Below are 12,825 nucleotides of genomic sequence, written 5' to 3' on the forward strand. Positions count from 1 at the left end.
GGATATGAAATTTCATGAATTTGGAGAAAAAGGGCTGCCTCATGTTGTGCTGATCCACGGAGGGGGACAGGCGTGGTGGGATTATTTAAGGCAGGCACGGATGCTTTCCCCGCAGTATCATGTGATCCTGCCGACTTTGGACGGACATGGAGAGGAATATGGCACAGAGTATATCTCCACCGAAGACTGTGCAGAGAAAATCATTACATATATCGACGAACATTGGGGCGGCAGCGTTTACGCCATCGGAGGGGTATCCCTGGGAGGGCAGATCGTCATCGAAATATTATCCCAGAGGCCGGACTTTGCGCAAAAAGCCATCATAGACGGAAGCCTCTGCCTTCCTCAGCCCAGACTTGCAAAGTGCTGTATTGCTGTAATGAGATGTTGCTGGCCGATGCTGTTTAGCAAAACCGCCAGCCGGCTGGAGTTGGCATTTCTGAATAAGTGTATGCCTAAAATGTCTCTGCCAAAAGAAATCTCGGATTATTATATGAGAGATATGCCACATTTCAGAAAAAAGACCATGTTCACCATCTACCGCACTTATATGGCTCAGTACAAGATCGATGACCGGATAAAAAATGTGACTGCGCAGGTCATGTATTGGTATGGATCCAAAGAGATGAAATGTGTAAAAAGATCGGCGGCGCGTTTTAAAGAATTGGTGCCGTCCTGCGAGATCTATGAGGCAGAAAGATATGGACACGGCTATCTGGCAGTTTACCTGCCAGACGAATGGATGAAAATCGCAGAACCGTTTTTGTCACAGGATACATAAAATGTGTCGCCACCTACGATAGTTTTTTCCATTATCTCCAGTCGGCTCTGGAAAGGCCTCCTTCCGACAATGTAGAAAAACTATCACAGAATGTCATCTTTTGTTTGACAGGAACCTTCTCCAGCAAACATTACGTCCATTTTCTACATGATTGGAGTGAGGCATTCTAAGAGCCGAACGGAAATCATGTGGAAAATGTCATGACAAAAGTGTTTTACATAACGGATATCAGCCATGTAAAACACTTTTGATAGCGAATCCAAGCCACTAATAATATAATGCAGTCAGGAGGTATGACAAAATGGATTTCAGTAAGCAGATAAAAAAGTACAGACTTGAGGCAAAGCTGTCTCAGGATGAATTGGCAGAGAAGGTCTTTGTCACAAGGCAGACTATTTCTAATTGGGAGAATGATAAGAATTATCCGGATATACATAGTTTGCTGCTGCTTAGTTCTGTGTTTGACATTTCTCTTGATACTTTAGTGAAAGGAGATTTGGATGAGATGAAAGAACAAATTAAAATGGAGGATATTAAAAAACTCAACCGAGACAGCATTGTATATTCCGTGCTGCTTCTGGTGATGATCGTATCAGCTGTTCCGTTGTTTCTTTATTTGGATTTTATCGGGGTCGCAATTTATGCTGTAATGTTTGGGATTACAATGTACTATGCTTGGAGCATTGAAAAACAGAAAAAGGTGCATGACATTCAAACATATAAAGAAATTACAGCCTTTATGGAAGGAAATCATTTGGATGAAATTCAAAAGTACAGGGAGTCTGGCAAGAGGCCGTATCAAAAGGTGGCATTAGCGATCTGTGCGGGACTGATCACATTGGCGGTTTGTGCAGCTATGATGTATTTGTTGAGTTGACCTGGAAGTAAATCAAAAGTTTTCCCAACCGGACAAAGTAAAACTTGCGAAGAAACCACGGAAAATAGCCAGATATGGGCTGTCTGAGAGGGTAGTAAGAAAAATTGAGATCGGTTGGGAAAAATAGAAGGAAACGTTGATTTTATCAGGAAAATTGAATATAATGAAAAGGAAGAATGACGGAAAAACGTTGGATTAACATTAACAAGAGTTGTATTGAAATTTTCAACACAATATCCGAACGATAACAATGTGTTAGGATAAACATTAACAAGAGTTGTATTGAAATATGAAGCTAGGAGTAATGCATCTGCTGGCGGCCCGTGATAAACATTAACAAGAGTTGTATCAAAAAAGAAGATGATTTCAAGGAGAAGTATTAAATTAAGTGCTAACTGATCGCATAGAAATTAAATGATATAGGTTATTTAACTTTATAAACGGATTACAGTCAGCATTTGGGGAATATGAACTATTTCATTTTGCAGATATAGAGCAGGAATTTAAAGAGGAAGTAAGAAATTTAAAACACAGGCAGCTGATTCAGAATGAGAATTGGCTGCCTTTTTTGCAGAAAAGGTATTTCAAATTACACAAAGATTTTCACCAGAATAAGGTTGTTTTCTTTTTTTTCCAATGTAGTATAATAGGACTGTAATTATTAGAAGCAACTAACGGAAAGGATACGACTTGAAATGGGACTGACCATTCATTACCAGAAAGAGAAAAAGGGTCTTAAGCTTATCCGCTGTTACGGAAATGACGCTTTTGTGACACTTCCAGATCAAGTGGACGGACAGCCTTTTAAAGTCTTAGGGGACTATGCATTTTCCGAGTGGAAAAAACAAGAAGAGGAAGATGTACAAATATATGAAACAGATGACGATACCCTATTTGCCCATAAAAAAGAACTTCTCTGTGGAAACAGGATAGAAAGCGTCCAGCTTCCAAATCAAATGGAGGAATTAGGGAAGTATGCGTTTTATGGATGTAGCCGGCTCAAGAAGCTGACATTTTCAGATGCGCTGAAAGGTACTGGAACCGGGGTATTTAACGGATGTAAACTTGGCCAAGTGGAAATTTTCTGTGAGCATGGGAAGAACTCCTGTCTGAAAGAGATTGTCGGGGAGGTGCGGTATGAGCTGTTTGCTACTCTGCATTACCGGAGGGAAGATGGTTCTGTGGAGACTGCGAAACTAGTTTTTCCTGAATTTTATGAAGAAGCGGTCGAAAACACACCGGCCAGGATCATTGAAAAATATTTTAATGGGTCAGGCTATAAATACCGCCAATGCTTTATGAGACGGGAAGTGGACTACCAGGCATATGACCAGTTGTTTTCAGCAGCTGTGGTAGAAGAAAGGCCGGAACTTGTATCCGAGATCGCAGTCAGCAGACTCAGGTATCCATACGGGCTTGGCAGCAGACCAAACGGCGAGTATACGGCATATATCAAGAAACACGCACAGGAGATTGCCGTGGGATTTGTAAAAAAACATGACCTGGAGGCACTGCGGTTTCTGACAGAGAAAAATCTTTGGAGTGAGCCGGCCATGGAGGCGGCGATGGAACAGTCAGCCGACAAACAGGATGGGGAATGTATGAGTTATTTGATGAACGAAAAGCTCCGCCTGTTTCCTCCGAAGAAAAAAATATTTGAATTATAGTTAGGAGAACTATGCAGGAAGATTTAAAAAAAGAGGAGATCCTGATCGGGGCAGGAAAGCAGATCCTTATGGCATCCAGAGATGAGCTTTATCTTCATATGAGATTTATGGACCTGGCCTTGAGCAGTTTTATTTATATAGCCAATCCGGAAGCAGAAAGAATGGCCACGGACGGCAGAGCTATTTATTTTCAGCCCGGATATCTGGCAAAATTGTTTCAAAAAGACCGCAGGCTGGTAAACCGGATGTATCTTCATCTGGTTCTGCACTGTCTGTTCCATCATCTCACCGGACAAAAAAACCGGGAGAAAGAGCTGTGGGATATTTGCTGTGATATCGCTGCAGAGTCAGTCATCGATCGTGGAAGACTGGAGTTGTATCTCTTTATGGGACTGCATTCCGGAAGGATATCTATAAAAGGCTTAGAAAAGAATTGAAGGTGCTGACGGCAGAAGGAATCTATAAAAGGATTAAGGAATGGGACTTGTCAGAAGAAGAACTGCGGCGGATCACAGAAGAGTTTGTCATGGACAGCCACGATTTCTGGCCTGCAAAAGACCAGCCGAAGATGCAGCAGGAGGTCCAGAACCAGTGGCAGGATATCAGCGAAAAAATGGAATTGGATATGGAAACCTTTTCCCAGGAGATGTCTGCGGATGCCGGGGATATGGTCAAACAGATGCAGATCGAGAATCGGGAGCGGTATGATTACCGGGAGTTTTTAAAGAAGTTTGCCGTGCTCAGGGAGGAGATCGGTGTGGACGAGGATTCTTTTGACTATGTGTTTTACACCTATGGCCTGCGCATGTATGGCAATATGCCTCTGGTGGAGCCCCAGGAGTGGAAAGAAGTCAAGAAGGTAGAGGAATTTGCCATTGTCATAGATACCTCCATGTCCTGTTCTGGTGAACTGGTAAAGAAGTTTTTAGAAGAGACATATGGCATCTTAAAAGAAGAGGAGACATTTCTTAAGAAAGTGAATATCCATATTATCCAGTGTGATGAAAAGATCCAGGAAGACAGAAAAGTCCGGGATAAGAAAGAACTGAAAGAATACATGGAACATCTGGAGCTTAAAGGAGAAGGAGGAACGGACTTCCGCCCTGCTTTTGAATATATTTACAGACTTATGGAAGAAGGAGAATTTTACAGTTTAAAAGGAGTCTTATATTTCACAGACGGACAGGGAATCTATCCTAAGAAAAAACCTCCGTTTGAGACTGCTTTTATATTTATGGAAGAAGAATACGAAGACGCACAGGTTCCTGCCTGGGCGATGAAACTGATTGTTTGTGAAGATGAGTTAGAAGGAGAACAAAATGGACATTAAACGTGCGAAACAGGAGATCAAAGACTCTGTGGAAGCATACTTGACAAAAGACGGATTCGGAGAATATCAGATACCGGCCCTCAGACAGCGGCCGATCCTTCTGATGGGACCTCCGGGGATCGGAAAGACACAGATTATGGAACAGATTGCAAGGGAGTGCCAGATCGGCTTGGTGGCATACACGATCACCCACCATACGAGGCAGAGCGCCGTCGGCCTTCCGTTTATCAAAGAAAAGGATTACGGCGGTGTTTCCTACTCTGTGACAGAGTACACCATGAGTGAGATCATTGCATCCGTCTATGAAAAAATGGAGCAGACAGGCCTTCATGAGGGAATTTTATTTATCGACGAGATCAACTGCGTATCCGAGACGCTGGCTCCGACCATGCTGCAGTTTCTGCAGTGTAAGACGTTTGGAAACCAGAAGGTGCCGGAGAGTTGGATCATCGTGGCGGCAGGCAACCCCCCCGAATACAATAAATCTGTCCGGGAGTTTGATGTGGTAACTTTGGACCGTATCAAGATGATCGACGTGGAAGCCAACTATGATGTTTGGAAAGAGTATGCATATAAGGCAGGGATCCACCCGGCTGTTTTGGCGTATCTTGAGATCCGGCAGAATCACTTTTATAAAATGGAGACGACCGTAGACGGAAAAGCGTTTGTCACGGCCAGGGGCTGGGAAGATCTGTCTGAGTTTATCAAGGCATATGAGAGCCTTGGAAAGACCATTGACAGGGATGTGATCTACCAGTATATCCGGCATATGGGCATTGCAAAAGAGTTTGCAAATTATCTGGAGCTTTACAGGAAATATAAGAAAGATTACAAGATCGATGAGATCCTGAACGGTTCCTTTACAGAAGATATGCTGGAGAAATTGAAGTTTGCTCCGTTTGATGAGCGGCTCAGCATCGTGCATCTTCTCCATGGCAAATTAAATGAGTTGTTTGTGAAATATGCAAAAACCGATGCCTATGTGGGAGAGCTGTTTTCCTGGCTGAAGGATTACATGGAAAACGGTTCCCTGGAAGAGACTCTGAAAAAAGCACAGAACGCTTTTCAGGAGAGAAAGAAAGCGGAGCAGATTTCAAAAGAAGAAGAGCATATTTGGAAACAAGTTATAGAAAAGCTGGAACTGTACGTTAAACAATTAAAGAAGGAAAAGCCGGAAGACGAGGAAAAGGCAGTCCGGGCCTGGTTTAAGGCGGAGACAGAAAACAGAGAACAGCTTGTGGAGCATATCTCAGAAGCGCTTCTCAATGCATTTGACTTCATGGAGGCAGCTTTCGGGGAGGGACAGGAGATGGTCGTATTCATCACAGAATTAAACGTAAACTTTTACAGCGCCCGTTTTATCCGGGAAAATGGCTGCGATCCTTATTATAAATACAACAAAGGCCTGCTGTTTGACGAGAGGCAGGAAGGAATACTGGAACAGTTAAAAGAGGTTGAAAAATAACGTTTGAAATTGATTTACAAAGCTTCCAAAGCACGTTAAACTAGTAATATAGTATGCCAAGAAAGGAGCCTTTTTATGAACAAAGATCTGAAGTATGAGAACTATCTGACACAGCCCAATCCCCTTCCGTTTGACGAAGCGATGGAGATATACGAGGCAATCCTCTCAAATTCACCGGAGGATGATGAAGAGTTTGAGGAATTCTGGGAGCTGGCTCTGAGCGCAATGACGGTTTATGCTGATCTGCGGGCAAATTGGAAGCAGATCAGAAAGGGACAGCGCGACAATGATGGAAGGACAAGAAAGCACGATAATGTCATACATACGCTGAATCTGCTGAGCGGTATGATGGAACAGAGGGGGCTTGATGTTTCCTGGAGAAAACAGTTAGGGGACCAGAGAAAACGGATCGGAGACTTTGCCTGTTATGTAGCAATGCTCTATGGGTTGTCTGCGCGCTAGAAAGGAATAGGATCATGGAGATAAAGATAAGTCTTGGCGACATTACGAAAGTTCCGGCGGATGCCATTGTCAATGCGGCCAATCCCACATTGCTGGGAGGCGGCGGAGTGGACGGTGCCATCCATGAGGCGGCAGGGCCGGAGCTCATGGCGGAATGCCGCACGTTGGGCGGCTGTGATACGGGAGATGCCAAGATCACAAAAGCGTACAACCTTCCGGCAAAGTATGTGATCCACACGCCCGGGCCTGTCTGGCGGGGCGGGGATGACTGTGAAGAAGAGCTGTTAGCTGACTGCTATCAAAGCTGTCTTAAGCTGGCAGAGGAACATGGATGCGGTCATGTGACATTTCCGTCCATCAGCACGGGATTATTCCGGTTTCCTCTCTCAAAAGCGGCGGCAATCGCTATTGGAACAGTAAAAGAGTACTGTAAGACAAGCCAGGCTTTTGAGTGTATTGAGTTTGTCTGTTTTGATGAAAAGACAAAAAAAGCATATGAAACAGCGCTGGAACTTTAATGAAAACCAGTATAGAATTAGAGGAGACGGATCATTCTTTTTTCAGAAGAAAGGATGCCGTCTTCTTTCATTTTTTTCAGTTCTCTCATCATGGCACTCCGGTCCACCGACAGATAATCGGCCAAATCTGACATGGTAAATGGGATCTGGAACGTATGGGACTTCTGCCGCAGGGATTCCTGCATAAAGTAACAGTATAGTTTTTCACGGATCGACCGTTTGCTTAAGACCTCCACTCTCTGGCTTAAGCTCATGGTCTTTTTGGAAATAAGCCAGGTGACATTCTGGATCAGCTTTGTATGGCAGGCGCAGGCATTGGCGCAGGGTTTCATGAGAGAATCATAGTCGATCATCAGCACTTTGCAGTTCGTGTCACACTGAAGATGAATCGCTTCATATTCTTCGGAGTGGAATGCCAGGATTTCTCCAAAAACACTGCTGGGCTCTAGCTTTTCTAAGATAGTCCGGCTGCCGTTGAACTCATAGCGGAGCACAGAGGCATCGCCGTGGAGCAGAATTCCGATGACTGGTTTTTGTGATGAAAAATGATAGATGGTTTCGCCGGAAGAAAATATTTTTTCTTCAGAGTGAAAGCAGGACAGCATTTTCAGGCAGTCTTTGGATGTGATATCGGTAAACAGCGGATTGTTATTATACGTCATAAAAAACCTCCTTTTTTTAAATATGGCATAGAAATGTTGCAAATGCAACAGAAAAAATAATGGATATGGTGGTATACTAACGTCACAGATGAAAGATAATATAAATAAATTGTAAATATGGAGGTACCAAAAATGAAAAAATATCTTTGCGAACCATGCGGTTATGAATACGATCCTGAAGAAGGAGATCCAAGCCAGGGAATTGCACCTGGAACTGCTTTTGAAGATCTTCCGGAAGATTGGGTATGCCCGATCTGCGGACTTGGAAAAGATGTATTTGTAGAAGCTTAAGTTTTAACACAAAACAGCATATCCTGCTGTGCATGCAGCCTTCCTTGGCAGATGTAAAACGTCCCACAACAATGCGGGACGTTTTTTTGTTCCATAGAATACTTTGTTACAACAAAGTAATGATTCTTATTCCTGGAGAACTCTCTTTTGGTCTTCTATTGTCCTCACAAAAAAATGTGCTATAATATACAACAACATACATTCTCTGGATGTTGGGAGGAAGAAACATGGCAAAAAAAGAGCCAAAGACAAATGCGATGAGAATCCTGGAGCGTGAAAAGATCCCTTTTGAGATCCACCGCTATGAGTGCAAGGAATTTACTGACGGCATAGCCATTGCGGATATGCTTTCACAGCCCCATGAAAAAGTATTCAAGACATTGGTCACGGAGGGAAAGAGCAAAGATTATTTTGTATTTGTGATTCCTATTGCCCAGGAGCTGGACCTTAAAAAGGCGGCCAGAGCTGTGGGTGAAAAATCAGTGCAGATGATCCATGTGAAGGATATCAACAAGATCACCGGATACATAAGAGGAGGCTGCACCGCCATAGGGATGAAAAAGGACTATCAGACCGTGGTGGATGAGAGCGTCAAAGATTTGGAAACTGTGATTGTCAGCGGCGGAAAGCGCGGTATTCAGGCGGAGCTGAAACCTGAGGATTATTTAAGGGCCTGCAAAGGCACCACTGCCGACTTAGTAAAGAAATAGAAAGGGTAAGAAAATGATTGAAGATATTCTCGAGTATAACAAGGTGTTTGTGAAAAATAAAATGTACGAGCAGTACAAGACGAGCAAATATCCGGATAAAAAGATTGCAATTTTGACATGTATGGATACCAGGCTTACAGAGCTGCTGCCGGCAGCGCTTGGGTTAAAAAATGGTGATGTGAAGATCATCAAAAATGCGGGAGGGGTCACAAGCCATTTGTTCGGAAGTGTGGTTAGGAGTCTTTTGATCGCAGTCTATGAGCTGGGCATCGAAGAGATCGTGGTTATCGGACATACAGACTGCGGTGTCGGACATATGAACAGCGAAGGCATGATCCAGCATATGATCGACCGGGGTATCGAGGAGGACAAGATTAACTTTATCCGTCACTGCGGCATTGATTTTGATTCCTGGCTGGCAGGCTTTGACTGTGTTTCTGACTCCGTGGATGAGACTGTGGAGCTTTTGAGCACCCACCCGCTGATCCCGGAGGATATCAAGATCTATGGGTATGTGATGAACACTGAAACCGGCGAGCTTATGACCACGGAAGAGTGCAGGGGAGAATAATTCATGGTCCAGTGTATATTTGTAGGGCTGGGAGGTTTTCTCGGTGCGGTATTCCGCTACCTTTTGGGACTGATTCCTATATCGGCCCAGCTTAGGATCCCGGTGGTTACTTTAGGCATCAATGTGCTGGGAGCCCTTGTGATCGGCATGATCGCCGGATGGACAGGGAGAGTTCCCACAGGAAATCCAAATCTGGTCCTATTTTTAAAAACAGGGCTCTGCGGAGGTTTTACTACATTTTCTACCTTTGCCCTTGAAACAGGGACACTGGTTTCAGAGGGAAGATTGAGAGAAGGAATTTTTTATGTTGTATTGAGCGTGATATTGTCTGTCCTGGCAGTGTTTGCAGGACGGGCTGTCACAGGATAACAATGGTAAAAAGTGCATATACTATCCCAAAGGAGGGATTGTAATGTCAAGAAACAAAAAATTCATTCTCGGTGGAATCCTGTTTACTGCGGTGGTGGGCAGCCTGTGGCATTTTATCTACGACTGGATCGGAAGGCCGGAGTTTTTCTGGTGGCTGTTTCCAGTCAGCGAGAAAGTAGTGGAGCATTATAAGCTGGTGGTTTTTCCAAATCTAATCTATGGGCTTTTGATGTTCCGTTATATGCAGGGACATATCAGGTATTACTGGATCCGTCTGTTGATGGGAATCGGTTTTGCGTGTATAGCCATGAGAGTTCTGTTTGATGCTTATACCGCTGTGCTAAAGAAAGATATGCTGGGCATGGACTTACTGATCTTTGCCATCAGTGTGTTGGTTTCCTATGCGTTCTTCTGGAAAAGAAGATAGGGAGGTGTCTGTTTATTAAGCTGTATTATTGCGACAAGGAGCGGGGGACTGAGACGCTCCTTGTGGAAACAAAGGAAGACAAAGAAATATGGAGAGCCATAGAGAAGCATCTGATGGAACATGGCTTTGGACTTATTTATATGATTCATCATATAGAAAAACATAAGATTTATTATGACTTTGGAAAAGAACATTGCTTTTTTGTGGTCGAGACATAGAAAGGGGACAGAGAAATGTTGCCGAAGGATCCGGTTATTTTATTAAGTTACATCAACACTCAGCTCAGGGATTATTATGACAGCTTTGAAGAGCTGTGCAAAAGTCTCTGCGAGAACCCGGAAGAGATCAGTACAAAACTTTCTGGGATCGGATATGAATACCATTCGGAAACAAACCAGTTCAGATAACATCGGAGTTTCCCAACCTCTGAATATGCAAAAAAGCTGAAGAACCGCTTAGAATAGCGGATAGAAGGCTGATTCTGAGAAAAAGCAGAAAAATGGAAAACGGTTGGGAAAAATCATGGAGAACGTTGATTTTATCAGGAAAACTGGCTATAATGAAAAAGAAGAATGGCTTAAAAGCGTTGGATAAACAAAAACAAGAGTTGTATTGAAATAAATTTTCCATCTCTGTTTTTGCGATGTCCCAAAATGATAAACAAAAACAAGAGTTGTATTGAAATGCTTGTAACCACTGCCGACCACATTCACAATTAAGATAAACAAAAACAAGAGTTGTATTGAAATTATAGTCCCCATATGGTACGGTTTTTTCCTTCCCGGATAAACAAAAACAAGAGTTGTATTGAAATATGACTTCCTGTGAAAGACCTAAGCCTTTTAAAAAAGATAAACAAAAACAAGAGTTGTATTGAAATAACATGTTCTGTCCTGATCCCACATACTGTTCCTGGGATAAACAAAAACAAGAGTTGTATTGAAATAAATTATCGATTACAGAAATAAAACGTACATTGTGGATTAACCAAAACAAGAGTTGTATTGAAATAACTCTTCCCACGATTTAGAAAACTCGTGGTTTATAGATTAACAGAAACAAAAGTTGTACTTCAATTCTATCAGAAACGTAAGCCTTTATAGGATAAACAAATACTCTCTTATCTAATAAACAGTAAGAAACATTTTCAATATAGTAATTCTACGAAATCCGGCAATACCGGATTTTTCTATTTTAATTTGTATACCCAAAAGGTCATCCCGTATTCCATACCCTACAGGTGGACGTGCTTCGCACGATAAAGTATGCCCAGTAGGGCATCCCGTGTTCCATACCCTTCGGGTGAGCGTGCTCCGCACGATAAGGTATTACATTTTCACCAGTTCTCCGGCTTGCTGTCTCAGGGACGTAAGATTTTCTAACTTTCAGCAAAGCCTCTCCGGCGGCCCGTTCGGAACTCGCTGACGCTGACCTAGAGCACTTAGTGAAGACAAACAAAGTGCAGGCTAAACTTAGTGAGAAGGTCGTTCGAAGGAACTTAATGAACGTTAGCCAGAGGCGAGGCGAGAATTTAGTGAATCGAACCTCCTTGCCTCCGAGTCTTTTCTTCAAGAAGAAAAACTAACGTCCCTTCGAATGCGAGGCCTCCGTACTAGTGAAAATGGACGTAATGTCTGCTGGAGCAGGCTGCTACAAGACAAAAGGCGCCACCTCTGAGAGTTTTTCTTCATTGTTGGAAGGAGGCCTTTCCAGAGCCGACTGGAAACAATGAAGAAAAACTTATTATTTCTTGTGCAAATATGTTAAAATTTAAGTGAGATATTTTCCGTATGATTTTTGTTCGGCTCTCAGAATGCCTCGCTCCGAGCATGTGGAAAATAGATAAAATATCTTCTGGAGGAGCTGGCCGAAAAGACAGAAGGTATCATCTGTGATAGTTTTTCTCTATTGTCGGAAGGAGGCTTTTCCAGAGCCAGCTGGAGATAATGAAGAAAATCTTTTAACAAACGCGGGGGTACAACGCATGGATGATTTTATTCGATTAGAAGAAGTAAGAAAGATATACCAGACAGGACAGGTCATTACCAAGGCTGTGGATGGAATTAATTTTACCATTAATGAGGGAGAGTTTGTCGTCATCATCGGGGCCAGCGGGGCAGGGAAAACAACGATCCTGAATATTTTGGGAGGTATGGATACCGTCACATCAGGATCAGTTTTGGTGGACGGGAATGATATTGCAAAATATTCAAAAAGACAGCTGACACAATACCGTAGGAACGATATCGGTTTTGTGTTTCAGTTTTATAATCTGGTGCCGAATCTGACGGCACTGGAAAATGTAGAACTGGCTCTTCAAATCAGCAAGAATCCATTGGATGCAGAACAGATTCTTTCCGATGTGGGCCTTTCAGAAAGGCTTTCAAACTTCCCTGCCCAGCTTTCAGGAGGGGAACAGCAGAGAGTATCCATTGCCAGGGCATTGGCCAAGAATCCAAAGCTTTTACTATGTGATGAGCCCACTGGTGCGCTGGACTATAAGACCGGAAAGTCTATACTGAAGCTTTTGCAGGATACCTGTCGTGAGAGAAAGAAAACGGTCATTGTGATCACCCATAATCTGGCTATTTCACCGATTGCAGACCGTGTGATCGAGATTAAAAGCGGAAAAGTACATGATATACGGATCAATGAGGAGCCCCAATCTGTAGAGACGATAGAATGGTAGGTGGAT

At 43.1% G+C, this 12,825-nt stretch carries 15 protein-coding genes, 1 pseudogene and 1 CRISPR repeat array; of the genes and pseudogenes, 15 read left to right on the top strand and 1 reads right to left on the bottom strand.

Features of this window, described 5'->3' with window-relative positions; all coding sequences use genetic code 11:
• The first annotated feature begins 4 nt into the window (after positions 1-4).
• The 7 genes and pseudogenes from AR1Y2_RS04390 (at position 5) to AR1Y2_RS04420 (ending at position 7,100) form a co-directional block, all read left to right on the top strand.
• Complete coding sequence (locus AR1Y2_RS04390; RefSeq protein ID WP_137327881.1) at positions 5-781, top strand: alpha/beta fold hydrolase; 777 nt, start codon at positions 5-7, stop codon at positions 779-781.
• A gap of 301 nt (positions 782-1,082) precedes the next feature.
• Positions 1,083-1,658, top strand: a complete 576-nt coding sequence (locus AR1Y2_RS04395) for a helix-turn-helix domain-containing protein (RefSeq protein WP_137327882.1) — start codon at positions 1,083-1,085, stop codon at positions 1,656-1,658.
• Positions 1,659-2,353: 695 nt separating this feature from the next.
• Positions 2,354-3,325 (top strand): leucine-rich repeat protein, encoded by a 972-nt coding sequence (locus AR1Y2_RS04400; protein WP_137327883.1) that lies wholly within the window; start codon positions 2,354-2,356, stop codon positions 3,323-3,325.
• A gap of 11 nt (positions 3,326-3,336) precedes the next feature.
• A pseudogene (locus tag AR1Y2_RS04405) lies at positions 3,337-4,655 on the top strand (vWA domain-containing protein).
• On the top strand, positions 4,645-6,120 hold the full coding sequence (locus AR1Y2_RS04410; RefSeq protein WP_137327884.1) for an ATP-binding protein: 1,476 nt from the start codon (positions 4,645-4,647) through the stop codon (positions 6,118-6,120). The pseudogene AR1Y2_RS04405 and the gene AR1Y2_RS04410 overlap by 11 nt, the downstream one beginning before the upstream one ends.
• A gap of 75 nt (positions 6,121-6,195) precedes the next feature.
• Positions 6,196-6,582, top strand: coding sequence for a hypothetical protein (locus AR1Y2_RS04415; RefSeq protein WP_243118854.1), 387 nt, complete (start codon positions 6,196-6,198; stop codon positions 6,580-6,582).
• A gap of 14 nt (positions 6,583-6,596) precedes the next feature.
• Positions 6,597-7,100, top strand: a complete 504-nt coding sequence (locus AR1Y2_RS04420) for an O-acetyl-ADP-ribose deacetylase (RefSeq protein ID WP_137327886.1) — start codon at positions 6,597-6,599, stop codon at positions 7,098-7,100.
• A gap of 17 nt (positions 7,101-7,117) precedes the next feature.
• On the opposite strand, the gene AR1Y2_RS04425 is transcribed toward AR1Y2_RS04420, so the two are convergent.
• On the bottom strand, positions 7,118-7,762 hold the full coding sequence (locus AR1Y2_RS04425) for a Crp/Fnr family transcriptional regulator (protein WP_137327887.1): 645 nt from the start codon (positions 7,760-7,762) through the stop codon (positions 7,118-7,120).
• A 132-nt stretch (positions 7,763-7,894) separates the two neighbouring features.
• Here AR1Y2_RS04425 and rd point away from each other — a divergent pair, with 132 nt between their 5' ends.
• The 8 genes from rd to AR1Y2_RS04470 all read left to right on the top strand — a co-directional run bounded on the left by rd (position 7,895) and on the right by AR1Y2_RS04470 (position 12,819).
• Positions 7,895-8,053, top strand: coding sequence for a rubredoxin (gene rd, locus AR1Y2_RS04430; protein ID WP_137327888.1), 159 nt, complete (start codon positions 7,895-7,897; stop codon positions 8,051-8,053).
• A 227-nt stretch (positions 8,054-8,280) separates the two neighbouring features.
• Positions 8,281-8,763, top strand: coding sequence for a Cys-tRNA(Pro) deacylase (ybaK, locus tag AR1Y2_RS04435; protein ID WP_137327889.1), 483 nt, complete (start codon positions 8,281-8,283; stop codon positions 8,761-8,763).
• 13 nt (positions 8,764-8,776) lie between these two features.
• Positions 8,777-9,334: a beta-class carbonic anhydrase gene (locus AR1Y2_RS04440; protein WP_137327890.1), complete on the top strand. Its 558-nt coding sequence runs from the start codon at positions 8,777-8,779 to the stop codon at positions 9,332-9,334.
• A gap of 3 nt (positions 9,335-9,337) precedes the next feature.
• Positions 9,338-9,703 (top strand): fluoride efflux transporter CrcB, encoded by a 366-nt coding sequence (crcB, locus tag AR1Y2_RS04445; protein WP_137327891.1) that lies wholly within the window; start codon positions 9,338-9,340, stop codon positions 9,701-9,703.
• Positions 9,704-9,746: 43 nt separating this feature from the next.
• On the top strand, positions 9,747-10,130 hold the full coding sequence (locus AR1Y2_RS04450) for a DUF6512 family protein (protein WP_243118855.1): 384 nt from the start codon (positions 9,747-9,749) through the stop codon (positions 10,128-10,130).
• Between the two features lie 62 nt (positions 10,131-10,192).
• On the top strand, positions 10,193-10,348 hold the full coding sequence (locus AR1Y2_RS04455; RefSeq protein WP_243118856.1) for a dihydroorotate dehydrogenase: 156 nt from the start codon (positions 10,193-10,195) through the stop codon (positions 10,346-10,348).
• A 15-nt stretch (positions 10,349-10,363) separates the two neighbouring features.
• Positions 10,364-10,537, top strand: a complete 174-nt coding sequence (locus AR1Y2_RS04460) for a DUF4250 domain-containing protein (protein WP_137327893.1) — start codon at positions 10,364-10,366, stop codon at positions 10,535-10,537.
• A gap of 182 nt (positions 10,538-10,719) precedes the next feature.
• Positions 10,720-11,207: direct repeats of the CRISPR family, unit length 30 nt; unit sequence GATAAACAAAAACAAGAGTTGTATTGAAAT.
• Positions 11,208-12,114: 907 nt separating this feature from the next.
• Positions 12,115-12,819 carry an ABC transporter ATP-binding protein gene (locus tag AR1Y2_RS04470; RefSeq protein WP_137327895.1) on the top strand — a complete coding sequence of 235 codons (705 nt, stop codon included), beginning with the start codon at positions 12,115-12,117 and terminating at the stop codon, positions 12,817-12,819.
• The last annotated feature ends 6 nt before the right edge of the window (positions 12,820-12,825 follow it).

It is taken from the genome of Anaerostipes rhamnosivorans (genome assembly GCF_005280655.1).
In the GTDB taxonomy this organism is placed as follows: domain Bacteria; phylum Bacillota; class Clostridia; order Lachnospirales; family Lachnospiraceae; genus Anaerostipes; species Anaerostipes rhamnosivorans.

Coding starts and splice junctions, on each gene's coding strand:
- AR1Y2_RS04415 (WP_243118854.1), top strand. CDS start 6,196: ATGAACAAAGATCTGAAGTATGAGAACTATCTGACACAGCCCAATCCC.
- AR1Y2_RS04400 (WP_137327883.1), top strand. CDS start 2,354: ATGGGACTGACCATTCATTACCAGAAAGAGAAAAAGGGTCTTAAGCTT.
- crcB (WP_137327891.1), top strand. CDS start 9,338: ATGGTCCAGTGTATATTTGTAGGGCTGGGAGGTTTTCTCGGTGCGGTA.
- AR1Y2_RS04425 (WP_137327887.1), bottom strand. CDS start 7,762: ATGACGTATAATAACAATCCGCTGTTTACCGATATCACATCCAAAGAC.
- AR1Y2_RS04460 (WP_137327893.1), top strand. CDS start 10,364: ATGTTGCCGAAGGATCCGGTTATTTTATTAAGTTACATCAACACTCAG.
- AR1Y2_RS04440 (WP_137327890.1), top strand. CDS start 8,777: ATGATTGAAGATATTCTCGAGTATAACAAGGTGTTTGTGAAAAATAAA.
- rd (WP_137327888.1), top strand. CDS start 7,895: ATGAAAAAATATCTTTGCGAACCATGCGGTTATGAATACGATCCTGAA.
- AR1Y2_RS04410 (WP_137327884.1), top strand. CDS start 4,645: ATGGACATTAAACGTGCGAAACAGGAGATCAAAGACTCTGTGGAAGCA.
- AR1Y2_RS04470 (WP_137327895.1), top strand. CDS start 12,115: ATGGATGATTTTATTCGATTAGAAGAAGTAAGAAAGATATACCAGACA.
- AR1Y2_RS04395 (WP_137327882.1), top strand. CDS start 1,083: ATGGATTTCAGTAAGCAGATAAAAAAGTACAGACTTGAGGCAAAGCTG.
- AR1Y2_RS04390 (WP_137327881.1), top strand. CDS start 5: ATGAAATTTCATGAATTTGGAGAAAAAGGGCTGCCTCATGTTGTGCTG.
- AR1Y2_RS04420 (WP_137327886.1), top strand. CDS start 6,597: ATGGAGATAAAGATAAGTCTTGGCGACATTACGAAAGTTCCGGCGGAT.
- AR1Y2_RS04450 (WP_243118855.1), top strand. CDS start 9,747: ATGTCAAGAAACAAAAAATTCATTCTCGGTGGAATCCTGTTTACTGCG.
- ybaK (WP_137327889.1), top strand. CDS start 8,281: ATGGCAAAAAAAGAGCCAAAGACAAATGCGATGAGAATCCTGGAGCGT.